This is a genomic window from Streptomyces longhuiensis (assembly GCF_020616555.1).
Lineage (GTDB): Bacteria > Actinomycetota > Actinomycetes > Streptomycetales > Streptomycetaceae > Streptomyces > Streptomyces longhuiensis.
Genome location: NZ_CP085173.1, coordinates 6579611 through 6599324, shown reverse-complemented (window position 1 = coordinate 6599324; position 19714 = coordinate 6579611). Strand labels below are relative to the sequence as shown.

Below are 19714 nucleotides of genomic sequence, written 5' to 3'. Positions count from 1 at the left end.
AGTTGTCGTAGTGCGCCCGGAGGCCGCTGTGTCCTTTGACACGGTCGGCCTCCGTGTTCATAACGTTTCGACAGAGAATTCCAGGGCCTCAGACACAGGTCGCGCACACCCGGTTCCACTGTGCGCACAAGAGCCCCGCCTTTTGGCGGGGCTCGCTCTTTATGACCGTTTTATCTAGGGCATCCGTCACTCGGAGGTTCCGGTTCCCGGTGTTTGGAAGAGAACCGCCTGACGTGCTGGAATGCGCTGAACTGCCCAGTAGGTAAGGGCCTGGAGACAGCGGCACAGCGTAGGTGCCGACGCCGAGAGGTTGTTGGTCGAGTGAGGCGAAGCAAGAACAGTCCCGAGCCGTCGTCGGCACGGGGCAACTTCACCCCGCCGCCGCGTGCAGCGGCGCCGGCCGCGCATGTGCCACGGGCCGAGGCGGCCCCGGCGCCGTCCGGCGGCCGGATGTCACCGCGTAACTGGCGTGTGCCCACCAAGCTGAACGCGATCCTGCTCATACCCGTGCTCGTGGGTCTGATCATGGGTGGCTTCCAGGTCAAGGGCTCGATCGACACCTGGAACGAGGCCGAGGACGCGGAGAACACCGCCCGTCTCGTGCAGGCGTCCCTGACGTACGCCAACAGCCTGATCGAGGAGCGCGACATCTCCGCGGCTCCTCTCCTGCTCGGCAAGAAGAACGACCCGAAGGTCGTCAAGGCCCGCGAGACGACGAACGAGGCCGCCGACGCCTTCGACGCCGCCGCGAAGAACATGCCGGCCAAGGAAGGCCTCGAGCGCCGCCTCACGCAGTTCCGGCAGGTCGAGCCCGGTCTGGAGAAGCTCCGGGCCGCCGCGTACACGAGCAAGCTCCCCGCCGTGCAGACCGAAGAGGGCTACGTCGGCATCCAGCACCCGCTGATGGAGTTCGCCAACGAGCTCGGCCTCGGCACCGGAAACATCACGAGCTACGGCCGCACGGTCTACGCGATCTCGCTGTCCAAGGCCGCGCTCTCGCTCGAGCGGTCCATCGGCATGCACCTGCTGGTCAAGCCGGGCCCGACGGCCACGACCTTCGGCAAGCAGAAGATCGCGCTCTCCTCCTACGCGTACCTCGAGGGCATCGCCGTCGAGGAGTACAAGGGCGGCGGCACGCAGGCCGACGTCGACAAGCTCGACGCCGCCCAGAAGCAGCTGACGATCGACGGCGCGAAGCAGGCCAAGCAGGCCGTCGCCGCCGCGAAGGCGCAGGGCAAGACCTACGTCCCGCCGCCGCCCGGTGGCGCGACGGCCATGGTGTCCTATATCGCCACGCTGCCCACCACGCAGCCGAGCGCCCGCTTCACCATCGCGCAGAAGGGCGTCACCGCGGAGAACTGGTGGGCGGTCAACACCGCCAAGTTCAACGCGTACCGCACCATCGAGTCCGACCTCGCCGACAAGGCGGTGAACGAGGCCGCCGGCATCGCCGACGACGCCAAGCAGTCCACGTTCGTCACCGGTGCGATCGTCCTGGTCGCCCTGCTCGCCGCGTTCGCGCTGGCCGGGATGATGGCGCGCCAGATGAGCCGCTCGATGCGCCGACTGCGCACCGCCGCCTTCGACGTCGCCGAGCAGCGCCTGCCGATGCTCGTCGACCAGCTCTCGCGCACCGACCCGGGCCGCGTCGACACCCGTGTCCAGCCCATCCCGATCAACTCCACGGACGAGATCGGCGAGGTCGCCCGCGCCTTCGACCAGGTGCACCGCGAGGCCGTCCGGCTCGCCGCCGAGCAGGCCCTGCTCCGTGGCAACATCAACGCGATCTTCACCAACCTGTCGCGCCGCAACCAGTCCCTGATCGAGGGCCAGCTGACCCTCATCACGGACCTGGAGAACAACGAGGCCGAGCCGGACCAGCTGGAGAACCTCTTCCGCCTGGACCACCTCGCGACCCGTATGCGCCGCAACGGCGAGAACCTCCTCGTCCTCGCCGGCGAGGAGCCGGGCCGCCGCTGGGACCAGCCGGTCCCGCTGGTCGACGTCCTGCGCGCCGCCTCCTCCGAGGTGGAGCAGTACGAGCGCATCGAGCTGTCGGGCGTTCCGGAGGCCGAGATCCACGGCCGTTCGGTGACCGACCTCGTGCACCTGCTCGCCGAGCTCCTGGAGAACGCCACCACGTTCTCCTCGCCGCAGACCAAGGTCCGCGTCACCGCGACCCGTCTCCCCGACGGCCGCGTCATGGTCGAGATCCACGACAAGGGCATCGGCCTCACCGCCGAGGACTTCGCGGACATCAACCACAAGCTGGCCAACCCGCCGACGGTGGACGCCGCGATCTCGCAGCGCATGGGCCTGTTCGTGGTCGGCCGCCTGTCCGACCGGCACGGCATCCGCGTCCAGCTGCGCCCCTCGGGCGAGCAGGCCGGCACGACGTCGCTCGTCATGCTGCCCGACGCCATCACCCACGGTGGCAGCGGCGACCATCTCCCCGAGTCCGAGTTCACCGTCTCGTCGATGATCCCGTCGCAGTCCGCGTACGAGCCCGCCCCGCTGCGCACCGCCGCGGAGCTCGGCTTCGACGACAGCCGCTACGGCGAGGCCCCGGACGACCTGCGCGACCTGGACCCGGTCGGCCGTTCGCTGATGCGCGAGGAGCGCCGAGCGGCCCTGGAGGCCCAGGCGCACACCGATGGTGACCGCCCCCTGTTCCGCGACGAGATCGCGGGGGCGCAGGGGCAGGACCCGTACGAGCAGCAGCAGACCACCTATGCTCCCGCGCAGCCCGCGTACGACGATCGTCAGCAGCAGACGTACGAGGACCCCTCGTCCGTCTACGCGCAGGGCCAGCAGACGTACGACGAGCAGCCGCAGAACGGTTCCTACAACGACTCGTTCTTCGCGCCGCAGGACGGCTACACGGCGCAGGACGCCTATGCGGAACCCGTCCAGGAGACGTACTCGGCCTTCGGTGACGGGCCGATCCGCGGCTCGCAGCAGGGCGACTGGCAGGCGCAGGACGGCTACCAGGAGTCCTACCGGTCCGAGCGCAACGCTCAAACGGAATCCGCGCAGCGCGCTGACGCCGGTCAGCAGGAGCGCGTAGGCTTCGACCCGCACGGTCCCGCGGCGCCGGCCGGCCCCACCCCGTCCGCCGCTCGTTCGCTCACCGACGCCGGTCTTCCGATGCGCGGTCCGGGCGGGCAGCAGCGCCAGGCCCCGGCTGCGACTCCGGCACCCGACCGTGGCGACAACACCACCCAGGACAACGGCAGCGGCAACAGCGACGGCAGCGGCCCCGACGACTGGCGTTCGTCCAACGACGAGCGCTGGGTCCGCGCGGAGCAGCTCCGGAAGCCCAAGGCTGGCGGAGTCACCTCCTCCGGTCTGCCGCGCCGGGTGCCCAAGGCCAACCTGGTCGAGGGCACGGCGGAATCGACCCCGCAGGGCGGCCCCCAGGTCTCCCGCGCGCCTGAGGACGTCAGGGGCAGGCTGAGCAACCTGCGCCGCGGCGTGCAGCGGGGACGCGAAGCAGGAAGTGACACGAACGGCCAGGCCACGAATCAGCACAGTGGTCCTGACAGCACCTACAACCAGGAGCGTTAGTGTGAGCCCGATGAGCCAGGCGGCACAGAACCTGAACTGGTTGATCACCAACTTCGTGGACAACACCCCTGGGGTGTCCCACACGGTGGTGGTCTCCGCCGACGGACTCCTTCTGGCGATGTCCGAAGGGTTCCCGCGTGACCGTGCCGACCAGCTGGCGGCCGTCGCGTCGGGTCTTACCTCGCTGACCGCGGGCGCGTCCCGCATCTTCGAGGGCGGCAGCGTGAACCAGACAGTTGTGGAGATGGAGCGAGGATTCCTCTTCATCATGTCCATCTCCGACGGTTCTTCCCTCGCTGTCCTCGCACACCCGGAGGCGGACATTGGCCTCGTCGGGTACGAGATGGCACTTCTTGTCGACCGCGCGGGTACGGTTCTCACTCCCGACCTGCGGGCCGAGCTTCAGGGGAGCCTTCTCAACTGACAGACAGACGGTGCGATTTCGCGTTCCGTAGCCGTAAGGTTTCGGGACGCGGCTCCACGGTGATGGTGCCCGGCACAGTTGGAGGAGGAAAGCGTGGCTGGTTCTGCAACACCCCCGAGCGGTTCATCGGCGAACTGGTCCTACGGCCCTGGCCAGGGCCAAGGGCAGGGGCAGGGTGACGCGCCGAACCGGTACAACTTCCCCTCCGCGCCGAGCCACCGGCGACAGCCGTACGCGCCCCCGCACCCGCCGCAGCCGCGGCAGCCGGGGCCGTACGACCAGCCGTCGGCACCGCGCATCCAGCCCGTGCAGCCGCAGCGGCGTCCCGACACCCCTGCGCCGGCTGCCAACAACCCCCTGGTGCGTCCCTACGCCATGACGGGTGGCCGCACCAGGCCGCGCTACCAGCTCGCCATCGAGGCGCTGGTGCACACCACCGCGCAGCCGCACCAGTTGCAGGGCCAGTTGCCCGAGCACCAGCGGATCTGCACCCTCTGCCGAGAGATCAAGTCAGTGGCCGAAGTCTCGGCCCTGCTCAGCATCCCCCTCGGTGTGGCCAGGATTCTCGTCGCCGACTTGGCGGAGGCGGGCCTGGTCGCCATTCATCAGCCCGGCGGCGAAGAGAACGCCGGCGGCCAGCCAGACGTGACTTTGCTCGAAAGGGTGCTCAGTGGACTTCGCAAGCTCTAGCGGAGGGCCTTCCCGCTCCACCACGTCCGCGAAGATCGTGGTGGCGGGCGGCTTCGGCGTCGGCAAGACGACCTTCGTGGGCGCCGTCTCGGAGATCAACCCTCTGCGCACCGAGGCCGTCATGACATCCGCGTCCGCGGGCATCGACGACCTCACCCACACCGGGGACAAGACGACGACCACCGTCGCCATGGACTTCGGCCGCATCACCCTGGACCAGGACCTGATCCTGTACCTCTTCGGTACGCCCGGTCAGGACCGCTTCTGGTTCATGTGGGACGACCTCGTCCGCGGCGCGATCGGCGCGATCGTCCTCGTCGACACCCGCCGCCTCGCCGACTGCTTCCCGGCCGTCGACTACTTCGAGAACTCCGGGCTGCCCTTCGTCGTCGCCCTCAACGGCTTCGACGGCAGCCAGCCGTACCAGCCGGACGAGGTCCGTGAGGCGCTGCAGATCGGCCCGGACACCCCGATCATCACGACCGACGCCCGACACCGCGCGGATGCGAAGTCGGCGCTCATCACGCTCGTGGAACACGCGCTGATGGCCCGCCTCCGCTAGCCTGCGGCGCCTTCGGACAGGGAGAAGCCCCCGGGACCCTTTGGGTCACCGGGGGCTTCTTCGCGCTGGGGGCTTCTTCGCGCTGGGGGCTCGTCCTGCGAGGCCGGACAGGCCGATCGGGCCGTCCGGCCCGATGTGCCCGCTGCCTAGCCCTGCCAGCTGTGCGGGGCGCGGAAGCCGTGCTGGCGCTCCAGGCGGCGCCAGCCGGCCTTGTCGCGGCCGCGCAGGGCGGGGCTGTCGGTCGGTGCGGCCGCGGCGCGGGCCAGCAGGATCGCGGTCAGGGCCGCGACCTCCTCGGGCTCGGCGTGGCCCTTCTCAACGCGGATGTCGTGTGCAGACATGCAGTGATCTCCTTGTGGGGTTACTGCGGGGGGTTGCCGTGCTTGCGCGAAGGCAGGTCGGCGTGCTTCGTGCGGAGCATCGCGAGGGAGCGGATGAGCACCTCGCGGGTCTCGGCGGGGTCGATGACGTCGTCGACGAGGCCCCGCTCGGCCGCGTAGTACGGGTGCATCAGCTCGGCCTTGTACTCCTTCACCATGCGGGTGCGCATGGCCTCGGGGTCCTCGGCCTCGGCGATCTGACGGCGGAAGATGACGTTGGCGGCGCCCTCGGCGCCCATCACGGCGATCTCGTTGGTGGGCCAGGCGTAGGTGAGGTCGGCGCCGATCGACTGCGAGTCCATCACGATGTAGGCACCTCCGTACGCCTTGCGCAGGATGAGCGAGATCCGCGGCACGGTGGCGTTGCAGTACGCGTACAGCAGCTTGGCGCCGTGCCGAATGATCCCGCCGTGCTCCTGGTCGACACCGGGCAGGAAGCCGGGGACGTCCAGGAGGGTCACGATGGGAATATTGAAAGCGTCGCACATCTGGACGAAGCGGGCAGCTTTTTCGCTGGCCTCGATGTCCAGGACACCCGCGAGGGACGAGGGCTGGTTGGCGACGATGCCGACGACCTGACCGTCCAGGCGGGCCAGGGCGCAGATGATGTTGCGCGCCCAGCGCTCGTGGATCTCGAGGTAGTCGCCGTCGTCGACGAGCTCCTCGATGACCTTGGTCATGTCGTACGGGCGGTTGCCGTCGGCCGGGACCAGGTCGAGCAGGACGTCCGAGCGGCGCTCGGCGGGGTCCTCGGAGGTCACGGTGGGCGGGTTCTCGCGGTTGTTGGAGGGCAGCATCGAGATGAGGTAGCGGACCTCGGCGATGCAGGTCTCCTCGTCGTCGTACGCGAAGTGGCAGACGCCCGAGGTCTCGGCGTGCACGTCCGCGCCGCCGAGGCCGTTCTGGGTGATCTCCTCACCGGTGACCGCCTTGACGACGTCCGGTCCGGTGATGAACATCTGCGAGGTCTCGCGGACCATGAAGACGAAGTCGGTGAGGGCGGGGCTGTAGGCCGCGCCACCGGCGCACGGGCCGAGCATCACGCTGATCTGCGGGATGACGCCGGACGCCTTGGTGTTGCGCTGGAAGATGCCGCCGTAGCCGGCGAGCGCGGAGACGCCCTCCTGGATACGGGCGCCCGCGCCGTCGTTCAGGGAGACCAGCGGGGCACCGGCCGCGATGGCCATGTCCATGATCTTGTGGATCTTGGTGGCGTGGGCCTCGCCCAGGGCGCCGCCGAAGATACGGAAGTCGTGCGCGTAGACGAAGACCGTGCGGCCCTCGACCGTGCCCCAGCCGGTGATGACGCCGTCGGTGTAGGGCTTCTTGGCCTCCAGGCCGAAGCCGGTCGCCCGGTGCCGGCGCAGTTGCTCGACCTCGTTGAACGATCCCGCGTCGAGCAGCAGCTCGATCCGCTCGCGTGCGGTCAGCTTGCCCTTCGCGTGCTGAGCCTCGGTCGCCTTGTCACTGGGCCCGCGCAGCGCCTCCTCACGGATCGCGTGCAGCTCGGCGACGCGTCCGCGCGCGTCGGTGGGCTCATCCCCGGCGGAACCTGCTGAGGCGGTGTCGTCCAAAACGGTCATGTAGCGACCTTACGAAGACGACCAAGCAAAACGGGCCGTCGACTCCGTACAGTCTCCGGCCCGTTTTCCTGGTACCCCCGAACAGAACGTCTTCGCCATGCAGGCGAAGTGACTGCTCAGAGCCCCGCTGCCTTGTAGGGGTCACACAAATGGCTCAGCTGAGAGTCACCTCACACCGATGGCTCACACATGCCGCCCCCGGAGTGACGCGCAGCCGCAGCCTACGGCCCGTGGCGACCACTTCGACCGAGGGGTCGTGGCTGACGACGCGGCGCACGGGCCGGTCCCAGGTGATGTCCACGGGCTCCCCCGTGCGCGGCGGTTCGCTGACGGTCAGCGTCGCGGCGCGCCCCTTCCGCCGCACGAGGACGCTCGCGGGAGCCGACACCGTGAGCTCCCCCGCGCTCCCGGCCTGCCAGAAGTTCGCCGCGCTCACGCCGAGGGAGGGCACGGCGACAGCCTGGGCGGCGGCCGTGTTGGCGACGACCGACAGCCAGTGGCGGTCGTCCGCGCGCCGCGCGAGGTCGTGCTTCGAGGCGCCCGGCATCAGCAGATAGGCGTACGCGGCGCCGGTGGGGTCCGTGCCGTGGTCGAGCCAGAGCGTCTGCCAGCGGCGGGTGCGGCGCTCGGTGGAGCTCGTGGCGTTGATGTCGGACCATGCGCCGGTGCGGTCCTCGCGCAGGTGGTGCAGCGGGGCGCCGCCGGGGAAGACCCAGCCGCCGTGGCCCTCCAGGTGGGCCCAGCGGGCGCGGGCGGCGCCGTCGACGGTGAAGGCCTGGGTACCGCCCTCGCCGAGGTTGCGGTTGTCGACGACGGTCTCGACGGGGACGCCGTCGGCCGCCGTGATCCCGGCGCCCAGGCACACGACGGTGTCGGCGAGGCAGAACCACGACTTGCGGGCCTGGAGCGTCGAGCCGAGGCCCTTGACGTGCTGTCCGACGGCGGCGAACTCGCCGTCAGTGGCGCCGCCGACCCACTTCACGTCCGGCCGGGACGCGCCCCACTCGCCGCCGGCCTTGTCGGCGAGGCGCTTGGTGGAGACGGTCGTGCCGGGCAGCCGGTAGAAGTCGACGGTCGGCCAGAACCAGTCCGTGTACTGATCGCTGCGCTTCCCGGCGGCCCACCAGGAGAGCATGCCGGCGCCGGTGTGCCAGCCGCGCGGGTTCTCGCCGTTGCCGCACTCGTAGTACGCGATCCGGTCCGAGGACATGGAGATGTTCGCGGCGAAGCCCGGGCGCTTGTGCACCGCGCGGTCCATGGCGGCGAACAGCTGGTGTCCGACGGGCTCGGGCGCGGCCGCGACGGCGGAGTCCGCGACGGCGTGCAGCCGGGACAGGTCGGCGACCCCGAACTGCCGGGCGGTCAGCAGGGGCGTGACCGTGTCCCGCTCGATCCAGCCCTTGATCCGCCCGTGCCAGCGCTCGCGCTCGGCCGGGCTCGCGCCGGCGGCGAGCTGCGCCATGGCGGCGATCAGACCCTGGCCGTGGAAGTGGTCGCTGCGCATGACCTTGAGGTCGTCGCTGTTGAGGTAACCGCGGCTGATGGCACGGCCGTTGACGCTGTCCATCATCAGGCCGTCGAACAGGAGCGGGGCGTAGGCGTGCTCGACGCTGTCGAGGATGATCTGCCGGTTCGGGTCGGTGACGGCCCATGTGGACCCGGCGAGCAGCGCGAAGAGCCGGCCGAGTCCGTCGAGCATGACCTGGCCGTAGGTGCCCGAGTAGGCGATGTAGGTGTGCTGGATGAACGAGCCGTCGGCGTAGAGGCCGTCGCCCTTGGTGACGTAGGGGAAGACGGGCGAGAGGGCGTCGCGGGCCAGGGCCGTCTTGTCGGCGTTCCTGCCGAGGATGCCGCGCAGGGCGACCGAGCGGCACAGGTCGACGCGGTTGGCTCCGGTGGAGGTGCCCGAGTAGTCGCGCAGGACCTCGTCGGGGATGAAGTGGTCGACGGCGGCGAACGCGGCGTCGCGCCGGTCCTGCGTGAGGTGGTCGTAGAGGACGGCGACGATGTCCATCAGGAGGCGGGGGCTGCCGATCTGCCACTCCCACCAGTTCCCGTACCGCGTGGTGGTCGCGTTGTAGACGGTCGCGGCGAGGTGGTCGAGGCCCTTGACGATGTCGGCGAGGAGGCCCGCGTCGCCGGTGGATCCCGTGCCCTCCTGGGCGTAGGCCTGGGTCATCGTCCACAGGCGGTTGTAGCCCTGGGTGATGCCGGCCGGCGGGTCGAAGGGGTAGCCGGGCCAGAGGGACGTGGCGGTCGGGGCCATCGTCGCTCTGAAGCCGCGGGCGAGTTCTCCGAGTTCCTTCAGGCGCGAGGCGTAGGGCTCGGCGGTGGCGTCGTAGCCGGTGCCGAGGGAGATCTCCAGCCATCGCCTGCGCAGGGTGTCGAACTCGTCGTCGGCGGCGCCGGAAGCGCCGGCGGCATGGGCGGGCGGGGCAAGTGCCGCCCCGGCCAGGAGAGTTGAGGCGATGAGGAACGTGCGGCGCGTGGGTGTCATGGGGTTGCACCTAATCAGTCGTAGAAAGCGCTGTCTACGGTGTGCGCGGAAGGGGCCCCGCCACTGGCAGCGGGGCCCCGTGGCGCGACGGATCAACTACCGCAGTGGAAGCGGGCGTTGCCCCAGTCGGCGTGGTCGTTGCCCGGGCCGTCGCCGCCGTCGCCCGTGATCAGGTCGACGTACTTGGCGCCGGTCACGTCCGCGGTCAGCGCCCAGGCGTTGTCGGCGGCCTTGAGGACCGGCGACTGGACCTTCTGGGTGCCGTCCGCCTCGACGGAGAACTGCACGCTGCCGCGCGTCCCCTGCGAGTCGTCCTGGCCGACCTCGGCGGTGAACGAGGTGCAGCGGCCGCCCAGGTAGTAGCGGATCTTCCCGGGGGACGCGGTGCCGAGACCCTTGGCGTAGACGGTTCCGTTGACGGTCAGCGGCTTGCCGTCGCCGGCGCCGGTCTCACCGTTCTCCATGTCCTTCTCGGCGGGACCCCAGCCGTTGTCCATGGCCGTCCAGTCCAGGTCACTGGCGTACGTGTCCGTGGTGGGGGGCGGCGGGAGCGTGCGCACGGTGGCGCCCGCGGTCAGCGTCCGCGTGCTGTCCCCGACGGCGTACGTCGCCTTCGAACTCAGCTGGTACGGCTGGTACTTGGCGTCGACCGGCGGGGTGACCTGCCAGGTGGCCGTCGCCTTGGCACCGGGCGCGACCGGGTCCAGCGCGACCGGGCCCGCGGGCTCGGCCTGCCAGCCCTCGGGCAGGTCGAGCGAGAGGGACGCGCCCTTGATCTCGCTCGCCTCGTAGTTGGTGAAGGTGGCCTCCACCTTGTTCGTCCGGCCGGGCTCCAGCGTCTCGTCCGACTTCAGGGCGAGGGTGCCGCAGGCCGCCTTCTCCCCGGCCGGGCCGAGGTCGGTGACGGTGAAGTCGTCGAGGACGAAGTCGGCGCCGTCCGGGGCCCCGTCGAGCTTGCGCAGACCGGTCCAGGTGTCGCCGCAGCCCGCTGTGACCGTGCCCTCGTAGTGGCCCGTGGTGCGCTGCTGCCCGATCGGGGTGCTCGCGGTCTCGACCTGGTCGGGGGTGCCGTCGGCGGCGATGCGGTCGTAGCCGCTCACCCACTGGTAGGCGCCCGCGTGGCTGGACTGGTAGTCGAACGCGACCTTGTAGGCGTGCCCGTCCGTCATCGGCACGGCGGCCGGTGACGTGCGGTAGACGACGCCGGTGTTCTCCTCGTGGGACTTCAGGGACTCGCCGCCGCCGATGACGTCGTCGACGAGCTTCCCGTTCCAGCCTGCCTGGGTGTACGGGGCGTTCTTCTGCGCGATGTGCGTGCGCGGGTCCGTGACGCCGCCCGCGTCACCCTTGTCGAAGGGGCCCCAGCCCTGGTCGACGTCCTCGAAGTCCTCGTGCACGACGGTGCCGGGCTTCGTCGACGGGGCGTTGCTCACTACACGTACGTCGTCGACGCGGACCTTCGCGGACGAGCCCTTGGCGGCCTCGATCCGCAGCGTGGTGCGGCCGTTCGCGGGCGCCGTGAAGGTGGTCTTCACGCGCTGCATGTAGGTGCCGCCCCAGTCGCTGGAGGCGACGCCGTTCTGCAGCGTGGAGCGCTCGACCGCGACGGACTCGCCGCCCGCGCTGAGCGTCGTACGGCGGGACTTGCCGGGTTCGACCTCGACCCAGGCGGAGGCGGTGTAGCGCTTGCCCGCGTCGAGTCCGCTCACGCGCTGCTCGACGGCGGCGGTGCCGGTCCCGCTCAGGGCGGCGCTGTTGCGGCCGTGGTCGTCGGTGTCGCGCCCGACCGTGCCGTCCTTGTCCCAGGCGGCCAGGCGGGCGTCGTTGAAGCCGGGGTCCTTGATGTGCGTGCCCTCGCCCCAGGCCGGGTCGACCGCGTGCGGCGCCTTGTCCGCGGGGTAGAGCACGTACGGCTGCCCGGCGTCGGCCTTCAGCGTGACCTTGCCGCCGGAGGCCCGCACGGTGCCGGTCTTCACGCGGCCGTTGTCGGTGAGCCGGTAGACGGTGTACGAGGATCCGGGCACGGCCCAGCTCGTCGTACCGCCGTCCTTGTTGTAGTGGTACAGCTTCTTGCCGCCGTCCCACGGGAGCAGATAGGCCGTCCCGTTGAGGACCTTCCTGCCGTGGTCGTAGAAGGCGCGCCGGCCGTCCTCGACGGTGCCGCGGAGCCCGCCGGTGAAGGTGATGTCGTTGCCGTTCCAGCGGGTGATCTGCTGGTGCTGGAGGAACTTGGCGGGCAGGTCGCGCTGCCAGACGTTGTCGTAGAAGGCGTTCCAGTCGTTCTCGCCGGTCCAGCCCTCGAACTCGTCGATGGCACTCTGGCCGAGGACCGGGTCGCTGTTCCAGACGTCCTTCTCGCCGTTGCGGATGAAGCGGATGATCTTCGAGTTGAGACCCTTGTCGGTCTTGGGCCCGTAGTCGAGGTCGTTGGCCCAGTGCGACCACAGCGACTCGCGCTCGAACTTGTCGGCCCACTCGGAGGCCAGGTTCCAGCCCTGGGCGCGGACGGCCTCGGCGGTCTTCTCCGCGATCCAGCCGTGCGTGTAGTAGACGTCGAGGTAGATCGTCGTGAGGTTCGGGTCGGTCTCCTCGCGCAGCTGCTTGAACCGGGCGGCGAGGTCTCCGCTGTTGATGTCGCGGCGCTGGTCGATGTAGTAGCTCTGGTCGAGCCAGTTCCAGCCCGGGGCCTTGGGGTCGACGAGGTCGCCGGTGAAGTGCTTGGCGACGGGGTACGCCTCGGTGGCGTTCACGTGCACACCGAAGCTGGTGCCGAACTTCTTGCCGCCCTTGAGCAGCTCGTTGAGGTCCTTCAGGCCGCCGGCACGCTTGTTGATGTTGCCGCCGTAGTCCGGGTGCGCGGAGTCGTGGCCCTCGGAGGCGTAGCCCTTGAGCAGGGCGAACTGGCCGAGGTTGTCGGTGGCGAGCGAGATCCGCTTGACGTCGTCGAGCGTGCGCAGGAAGGGGTGCGTGGCCTGGCTGGCGAAGTTGAACGGGATGTGCGTGATGACCCGGTCGGGGGTGCCGTCGCTGCCCTTCGCCTTCACGCCGATCGAGTGGAAGGCGACCGCACCGTCCTGCCAGTCGACCTTGCCGTCGCCGTTCGCGTCGGGCGTGACGACGACCTTGGCCCACGGCAGGTCCTTGTCCGGTGCCGGGGCTCCTTCGCCGCGGTAGGTCCACTGGCCGGACCAGACGCCGACGCGGGTGGAGCCGTCGGCCGACGTGCGCGCCTGGTGCCAGAAGCGGGCGTCGTCGCCGCCGGTCTTGCCGCTCGGCTTGTCGTAGGTGGAGTTGGACTCGACGGCGGCGGCGAGCCGCCCCGTGTTGACGATGGCGTACGAGGCGCCGACGGGTGAGGCCTCGGCGGGAGTGTCCGCCGTGACCTTGCCGAAGACGTCGGCGGTCCGCGTCGAGTCGTTGTCGAGCGTCGTGAACGCGGTCTCGGCACCGCCGTCCGCACTGCCCACGGAGACGAGGTCGTGCCCGGGTATGTCGATCGTGCCGACCCGGAAGGCCGCGGTGTCGCGCACGGCGGTCACCTTGAAGGTGGTCGCACGCCCGCTGACGCTCAGCGAGGCGTCGATCTCGACGCCGGCGAGGTCCGGGAAGGTCAGCGTGTACGAGGCCTTGGACCCGGTGAGGACCGGGGCGCCCTTCACGGCGACCGTGTACGCCTTGCCGTTGAGGGTGACCTTGTCCACCGGGTTCGTACTCCCGAGGAGTTCGGCCCCGGAGGCGCGGTCGGTGTACGCGAGGACGCGCGGGAAGTCGTCGGCGACGGCGACGGAGAGCTGCGCGGATCCGATGACGGCCTGCGCCACGGCGGGCGCTGGGTCGGCGGCGGCCGGCAGTACGGGGCCCGTGAGGGCGAACACGGCGGACGATGCGGCGGCGACCGCGACGGCGCAGGCGGCGCGAGATCTTCGTGACATAGGTGACTGGGTATCGGCGCAGGCGCGGCCGGTCAACGGACTCGGCGCTTCCGGGCGGCGGCAGTCCAACAACCACCGCCCGGAAGTCCAAGTCACCGTGCGCGGGCGCCGGTTCGGTCAGCAGCCGCCGCAGTTGTAGTACAGGACGTCCCAGTGGTTGCCCTCGTCGGCGTAGATGTTGCCGGAGCCCGACTGGTACTGCGGGGCTCCGTCGCCGCGCAGGCCGATGTAGGTGAACGTGTTCTTGATGTAGTTCGTGACGCAGGTGTTCTTGCCGTAGTCGAGCTTGTAGCCGTTCCAGTGCGAGTAGGTGCCGCTCGCGTGGCCGGTCTCGGTGCCGCCGGTGATGTTCAGCGCGCAGCCGGTGGCCCGCTTGAGGGTCTGGGCGCCCTGGGCGGTGGCGAGGTTGAGCTGGTCGAAGGACGTACAGGTGGAGTTGTTGCGGTTGGAGCAGCCGCCGGAGGACGACCAGGTGATGCCGACCTGGCTGAACATCGAGGTCGCGGTGGCGTGACTGATCTTGGTGGCGGCCTGGGCGTCGGTGGCGGAGCTGAACACACCGAAACCGGGGGCGAAGAGGGCGCCGAGTACGAGCGCGAGGGCGCTCACGACCGAGCGGATTCTCATGGGGAGGAGGTCCTTCCTGCTGGTGACCGTGCTGGCTGTGAGACGGCTGTGCAGGTGGAGCAAGGAGATAGTGCCCGAGTTCTACGCGCGTCCGCCAGAGCGCGTCGGATGACGACGCGGTGTAATCGAGACGACACCAGGTGTTGGATGTTGAAAGTTGAACAGAACGACGCTACAGTCGACCTCGTTGAACGTTAAACATTCAACGAACTCCCCCGCCACGCCCCGTCCCCAAGGAGCAGTCATGGGTCTCTTCGGCCGCAAGAACGACGACACCACCCCCGCCGCCACCACCGGCGCGGTCAACCCCGACCTCGCCGCCCTGACCGGCGACTACACCATCGACCCCGCGCACACCACGATCGGCTTCGTGGCCCGCCACGCCATGGTCACCAACGTCAAGGGCTCCTTCACCGAGTCGTCGGGCACCCTGCACCTGGACGGCGCGGACCCGTCGAAGTCGACCGCGTCGATCGACATCACGATGACCAGCATCGACACCGGCTCCGCCGACCGTGACACCCACTTGAAGAGCTCCGACTTCTTCAAGACGGACGAGTTCCCGACGATGACGTTCCGCTCCACCTCCGCCGAGGCCCTGGGCGGCGACGACTACCGGATCACCGGCGACCTGACGATCCTCGGCACCACCAAGCCGCTCACGATCGACCTGGAGTTCAACGGCTCGGCGACGGACCCGTTCGGCAACGAGCGTGTCGGCTTCGAGGGCAAGAGCGAGCTCCTGCGCTCCGACTGGGGCCTGACCTGGAACGCGGCCCTGGAGACCGGCGGCGTGCTCGTCTCGGACAAGATCAAGCTGACCTTCGACATCTCGGCGATCAAGAACGCCGCCTGACGCCGCCACTGCGCGAGCCGGCCCCCACGGCTCCCCGCACCACGAGCACGCCCGTCCTTCCCGTCCCCCGCGGACGAAGGGCGGGCTCTCGTCGTATTCGGGGACCGCGTGAGCGACAACACGGGCCGCGGCAAAGGAAATTGAACGCTACCTTCCGGTAATTCCGTCACTTGAGACGACCCGTTACTCTCCCTTCACTTGGGCATCACACGGCGCTACGCTGCGTCCGACTGCCGAGCGATCGACTCCGCTCGAATCGACTCCGCTCGCCCCCAGAGGTCTCCCCCCTCCCCGTCGCGCCCCGGTGGCGCCGCAGGGCAGACCTTCTGCCGTCCCCGGAAAGGCGCCACCGATCCCATGAGCACGAACAGAGGGCTTCAGGCCAATGCCCTCGGCACCTCCGACAGCATCGTGATGGCCGTGGCGGGCAGCGCGCCCGCCTATTCGATCGCCGCCACCACCGCCGTGCTGATCGGCACGGTGGGCCTCGCCGCGCCGGCCGCGCTCCTCTACTGCGCGATACCCATGCTCGGCATCGCCTGGGCCTTCAACTACCTGGGCCGCCTCGATGTGAACGCGGGCGCCAGCTACTCCTGGGTCGGCCGCGCCCTGCACCCCTTCCTCGGCTTCATCAGCGGCTGGTCCCTGGTGATCTCGGCGACCATCTTCATGGTCGCGGGCTCGCTCCCGGCCGGCGCCATGACGCTCGAACTCGTCGCCCCCTCCCACGCCGACAACACCGCGCTCGCCGCGGCCGTGGGCGCGGTCTGGTTCCTGGCCATGCTGGTCGTCGTGCTCATGGGCGCCAAACTGACCGTCCACGCCCAGCTCCTGATGTCCGGGATCGAGCTGGTCATCCTGCTCGCGGTGGCCGTCGCCGCGGTGTTCAGCGACAAGCGGGTCACCGAATTCTCCTGGTCCTGGCTGGGGTTCGGGCACTTCGACGGGGCGTCCGGGTTCGCCGCGGGCGCGCTGATCGCCGCGTTCTACTACTGGGGCTGGGACGTCACCAGCAATCTCAGCGAGGAGACCCGGAACAGCAAGAAGACCTCGGGGCTCGCCGGGCTGATCGGCGTCGGCATCGTGTTCGTCCTCTTCGAGGTCTTCACGATCACCACCAACATGCTGCTCACGCCCAAGGAGATCGCGACCAGCGACAACATCATGGGGCTGCTCGGCGAGCGCGTACTGCCGGGCCCCGGCGGCGAGTTGCTGATCGTCGCGGTGATGCTGTCCACCATCGCCACCCTGGAGACCACCCTGATCCAGGTGACGCGCTCCCTCTTCTCCATGGGCCGCGACCGGACGCTGCCCTCCGCCCTCGGCAGGTCGCACCCCCGCTGGCAGACGCCGTGGGTCGCGATCGTCGTCGTCGGTGTCGTCGCCCTCGCCCTCTTCGTGGCGTCGACCGCGCTCGGCTCGGTCTCCGCCGTCCTGGAGGACGCCGTCGCCGCGATCGGCCTGCAGATCGCGGTCTACTACGGCCTCGCGGGCCTCGCCGTCGTCGTGGCGTACCGCAAACTGCTGTTCAAGTCGGCGGCCAACTTCTTCTTCGGCGGTCTGTGGCCGCTGACCGGCTCGCTCTTCATGATCTGGGTGTTCGTCGAGTCCCTCGGCAGCCTGTCGGGCACGGCCGTCTCGATCGGCGTCGGCGGCATCGCCGTGGGTCTCGTCCCGATGCTCTGGTACCGCGCCAAGGGCTCCGCCTACTACCGGCCCGCCCGTCTGGACGCGGCGCGTTCGGAGCAGGTGCACGCCGAGTACGGGAACGAGGCGCCGGTGTACGCGGCGTCGTCCGGCGACACCCTGTCCACGGACTTCTGAGCTGCACCCTCGCCGGCGGACCGGCCGACCGCACCCAGGACCATCACCGACTACTGACTGGCGAGGACGCCGATGACCGTCCGTTTCGATCCCACGAACGGCGACCGGGCCCTGGCGGAGGCCCGCGCGGACATCACGATCGGTCGCTGGCAAGGACTGCCCGAGCTGTGCGCGGCGGCCGGCTCCGACTGGGACCGGCGGACGTTCCGGATGCGCCTGCTCGCCCAGGCCACCGCGGGCACGTCCGTCGCCGAGTCCTGGCACGAGTCGCAGCCGCGGAACGCCGACGCGCTGGTCCTGCGGGCGGAGACCGAGGTGATGCGGGCGTTCAACCTGGCGATGGCGGCCGGCCCCGGGAACGCGGTCGACCCGGACCAGCTGGAGCGGGCCGTGCGCACCTCATTGCGGGCGGCCGAGGCGTTTCCCGCGGATCCGGTGCCCTGGGTCTCGCTCCTGACGGTCGCCCGCCTGTTCCCCGGCGGGCACCCGTCCATGGAGCTCTGGTGGAAGGAGCTGCACCAGCGTGACCCGCACAACCGCGAGGGCAACCACCAGGTGCTGCGCCATCTTTCGGCACGCTGGCACGGCTCGCACGGCGTCATGTACAACTTCGCGCAGGACGTGACGGCGACCCTCCCGCCCGGGTCGCCCCTCGCCGTGCTGCCGCAGGTCGCCCGGGTCGAGGAGTACCGCCACCGCGTCGAGCGGGAGGGCTCCCAGGCGATCGGGCTGCTCCAGTTCTGGAACAACGAGAACAGCGCGTCTCAGGCCCGGCGCACCTGGCACCTGTGGATAGCGCAGCGGCAGTACACGTACGCGCAGGACGTCGCGGATCTCAACACCCTTGCGCACGCGTCCTGTTACGCCGACCTGACCGGCGAGGCCGCGCACCTCTTCCGGCTTCTCGACGGACACGCGACCCGCGTCCCGTGGTCGTGCCACGGCGCCCCGGAGGAGATCTTCACGCGCTGGCAGTCGAAGCTTCTGGGCTGACCGGGCCTACGGAAATGTGATGTGGGTCACCCGACGCCTCTGTGGTGTCACATTCCGCCCCGTCCCTTCCGTCCAAGGGGTGAGCACCCATGTGGTGAGCGCCCAGGGGAGGAGCGAGCCTGATGTCCGAGAGGACCGCGGAAGGCAGCACGGGGACGGTGCGGGAGAGCGGGCAGGCACCGGCCGGTGAACGGCTCGCGGACTGGGCGGACGGCCGCCTCGGCCTGCACACCCTGTCCAGGAAGTACCTGCGCAAGGTCTTCCCGGACCACTGGTCGTTCCTGCTCGGCGAGGTCTGCCTCTACACGTTCGTGATCCTGGTCCTGACCGGGGTCTATCTCACCCTGTTCTTCCACCCGTCGATGAACGAGGTGGAGTACCACGGCAGTTACGTCCCGCTGAACGGGATCCGGATGTCCGAGGCGTACGCCTCCACCCTCGACATCAGCTTCGACGTCCGGGGCGGACTGCTGATCCGGCAGATCCACCACTGGGCGGCGCTGATCTTCGTCGCGGCGATGCTCCTCCACATGATGCGGCACTTCTTCACCGGCTCGTTCCGCAAACCGCGTGAGCTGAACTGGGTGTTCGGCTGGACCCTGCTCCTGCTCGGGCTGTTCGAGGGCCTGTTGGGGTACTCGCTGCCGGACGACCTGCTCTCCGGTACGGGTATGCGCTTCCTCGACGGGGCGATCCTGTCGGTGCCCATTGTCGGGACGTATCTGTCGATGTTCCTCTTCGGCGGGGAGTTCCCCGGGCACGACATCGTGGGGCGGTTCTACTCGGTGCACGTGCTGCTGTTCCCCGGCATCATGGCGGCGCTCGTGGTGGCCCATCTGATCCTGGTCGTCCACCACAAGCACACACAGTTCCCGGGGCCGGGAAAGACCGAGCGCAATGTCGTGGGGGCGCCCTTCTTCCCCGTCTACCTCGCCAAGGCCGGCGGCTTCTTCTTCCTGGTGTTCGGCGTCGTCACGTTCCTCGCGGCCGTCGCGTCCATCAACCCCGTCTGGAACTACGGGCCTTACCGCGTCGACCAGGTGTCCACGGGGGCGCAGCCCGACTGGTACCTGGGGTTCGCGGAGGGGCTTCTGCGGGTGATGCCGGGCTGGGAGATCACGCTGTGGGGGCACACACTGGCCCTCGGCGTGCTGGTCCCGCTGGTCGTCTTCCCCGCGGTGCTCGTCGTGATCGGCGTGTATCCGTTCGTCGAGGCCTGGGTCACGGGCGACCGGCGCGAGCACCACCTCCTGGACCGGCCGCGCAACCGGCCGGTGCGCACCGGGCTCGGGGTGGCCTGGCTGACGTTCTTCCTCGTGGCCCTGATGGGCGGCGGCAACGACATCTGGGCCACGCGTTTCCATGTCTCGCTGAACGCGGTCACCTGGTTCGTGCGCGTCGCGCTCGTCGTGGGCCCGGTGATCACCTTCGTCGTCACGCGGCGGATCTGCCTCGGGCTCCAGCACCGGGACCGCGAACTGGTGCTGCACGGAAGGGAGTCGGGCCGTGTCAAGCGCCTTCCGCACGGCGAGTACGTCGAGGTCCACGAGCCGCTCACCCGGGCCGAGCTGCACACCCTGACCGCGCACGAGCAGCCCCCGGCCCTGGAGAGCGGGCCGGAGACCGACGTGAACGGCGTGCGGCGTCATGTGCCCCGGGCCGAGCGGCTCCGGGTGCGCCTCTCGCGCGCCCTCCACGGAGAGGGCGCGCAGGTGCCGAAGCCGACCGCTCGGGAGTACGAGGAGGCGCGGCGCGAGCACCGGTGACGCGCGAAAGGGG

13 protein-coding genes are annotated in these 19714 nt (G+C 69.8%); 8 read left to right on the top strand and 5 right to left on the bottom strand.

Annotated elements, in window-relative coordinates:
- The first annotated feature begins 321 nt into the window (after positions 1-321).
- The 4 genes from LGI35_RS30425 to LGI35_RS30410 all read left to right on the top strand — a co-directional run bounded on the left by LGI35_RS30425 (position 322) and on the right by LGI35_RS30410 (position 5243).
- Positions 322-3567: a sensor histidine kinase gene (locus tag LGI35_RS30425; RefSeq protein ID WP_227297382.1), complete on the top strand. Its 3246-nt coding sequence runs from the start codon at positions 322-324 to the stop codon at positions 3565-3567.
- 10 nt (positions 3568-3577) lie between these two features.
- Positions 3578-3991: a roadblock/LC7 domain-containing protein gene (locus LGI35_RS30420; RefSeq protein ID WP_033321188.1), complete on the top strand. Its 414-nt coding sequence runs from the start codon at positions 3578-3580 to the stop codon at positions 3989-3991.
- Between the two features lie 93 nt (positions 3992-4084).
- A complete protein-coding gene (locus LGI35_RS30415; protein WP_227297381.1) occupies positions 4085-4681 on the top strand; it encodes a DUF742 domain-containing protein in 597 nt (198 codons plus the stop codon).
- Positions 4662-5243 carry a GTP-binding protein gene (locus tag LGI35_RS30410; protein WP_054239772.1) on the top strand — a complete coding sequence of 194 codons (582 nt, stop codon included), beginning with the start codon at positions 4662-4664 and terminating at the stop codon, positions 5241-5243. Before LGI35_RS30415 ends, LGI35_RS30410 begins: the two co-directional genes overlap by 20 nt.
- A gap of 146 nt (positions 5244-5389) precedes the next feature.
- Here LGI35_RS30410 and LGI35_RS30405 read toward each other — a convergent pair whose 3' ends face one another.
- From LGI35_RS30405 to LGI35_RS30385, 5 genes are all read right to left on the bottom strand, one after another.
- Positions 5390-5584, bottom strand: a complete 195-nt coding sequence (locus LGI35_RS30405; protein WP_116509484.1) for an acyl-CoA carboxylase epsilon subunit — start codon at positions 5582-5584, stop codon at positions 5390-5392.
- Between the two features lie 20 nt (positions 5585-5604).
- Positions 5605-7206 (bottom strand): acyl-CoA carboxylase subunit beta, encoded by a 1602-nt coding sequence (locus LGI35_RS30400; RefSeq protein WP_227297380.1) that lies wholly within the window; start codon positions 7204-7206, stop codon positions 5605-5607.
- Between the two features lie 154 nt (positions 7207-7360).
- The gene (locus LGI35_RS30395) at positions 7361-9703 is read right to left on the bottom strand and encodes a polysaccharide lyase 8 family protein (protein ID WP_227297379.1); all 2343 of its coding nucleotides are present in this window, start codon (positions 9701-9703) and stop codon (positions 7361-7363) included.
- A 92-nt stretch (positions 9704-9795) separates the two neighbouring features.
- A complete protein-coding gene (locus tag LGI35_RS30390; protein WP_227297378.1) occupies positions 9796-13635 on the bottom strand; it encodes an endo-alpha-N-acetylgalactosaminidase family protein in 3840 nt (1279 codons plus the stop codon).
- 117 nt (positions 13636-13752) lie between these two features.
- Positions 13753-14262: a hypothetical protein gene (locus LGI35_RS30385; RefSeq protein WP_100595012.1), complete on the bottom strand. Its 510-nt coding sequence runs from the start codon at positions 14260-14262 to the stop codon at positions 13753-13755.
- 244 nt (positions 14263-14506) lie between these two features.
- On the opposite strand from LGI35_RS30385, the gene LGI35_RS30380 reads away from it, so the two are divergent.
- From LGI35_RS30380 to qcrB, 4 genes are all read left to right on the top strand, one after another.
- Positions 14507-15118 carry a YceI family protein gene (locus LGI35_RS30380; protein WP_227297377.1) on the top strand — a complete coding sequence of 204 codons (612 nt, stop codon included), beginning with the start codon at positions 14507-14509 and terminating at the stop codon, positions 15116-15118.
- 357 nt (positions 15119-15475) lie between these two features.
- On the top strand, positions 15476-16942 hold the full coding sequence (locus LGI35_RS30375; RefSeq protein ID WP_227297376.1) for an APC family permease: 1467 nt from the start codon (positions 15476-15478) through the stop codon (positions 16940-16942).
- A 72-nt stretch (positions 16943-17014) separates the two neighbouring features.
- Complete coding sequence (locus LGI35_RS30370) at positions 17015-17935, top strand: hypothetical protein (RefSeq protein WP_227297375.1); 921 nt, start codon at positions 17015-17017, stop codon at positions 17933-17935.
- Between the two features lie 122 nt (positions 17936-18057).
- Positions 18058-19701, top strand: coding sequence for a cytochrome bc1 complex cytochrome b subunit (gene qcrB / locus LGI35_RS30365; protein ID WP_227297374.1), 1644 nt, complete (start codon positions 18058-18060; stop codon positions 19699-19701).
- Positions 19702-19714 lie beyond the last annotated feature (13 nt).

Excerpts from the sequence above, each read along its gene's own strand:
- LGI35_RS30390 (WP_227297378.1), bottom strand. The coding sequence starts at position 13,635 with ATGTCACGAAGATCTCGCGCCGCCTGCGCCGTCGCGGTCGCCGCCGCA.
- LGI35_RS30400 (WP_227297380.1), bottom strand. The coding sequence starts at position 7,206 with ATGACCGTTTTGGACGACACCGCCTCAGCAGGTTCCGCCGGGGATGAG.
- LGI35_RS30405 (WP_116509484.1), bottom strand. The coding sequence starts at position 5,584 with ATGTCTGCACACGACATCCGCGTTGAGAAGGGCCACGCCGAGCCCGAG.
- LGI35_RS30375 (WP_227297376.1), top strand. The coding sequence starts at position 15,476 with ATGAGCACGAACAGAGGGCTTCAGGCCAATGCCCTCGGCACCTCCGAC.
- LGI35_RS30385 (WP_100595012.1), bottom strand. The coding sequence starts at position 14,262 with ATGAGAATCCGCTCGGTCGTGAGCGCCCTCGCGCTCGTACTCGGCGCC.
- LGI35_RS30420 (WP_033321188.1), top strand. The coding sequence starts at position 3,578 with ATGAGCCAGGCGGCACAGAACCTGAACTGGTTGATCACCAACTTCGTG.
- qcrB (WP_227297374.1), top strand. The coding sequence starts at position 18,058 with ATGTCCGAGAGGACCGCGGAAGGCAGCACGGGGACGGTGCGGGAGAGC.
- LGI35_RS30380 (WP_227297377.1), top strand. The coding sequence starts at position 14,507 with ATGGGTCTCTTCGGCCGCAAGAACGACGACACCACCCCCGCCGCCACC.
- LGI35_RS30370 (WP_227297375.1), top strand. The coding sequence starts at position 17,015 with ATGACCGTCCGTTTCGATCCCACGAACGGCGACCGGGCCCTGGCGGAG.
- LGI35_RS30395 (WP_227297379.1), bottom strand. The coding sequence starts at position 9,703 with ATGACACCCACGCGCCGCACGTTCCTCATCGCCTCAACTCTCCTGGCC.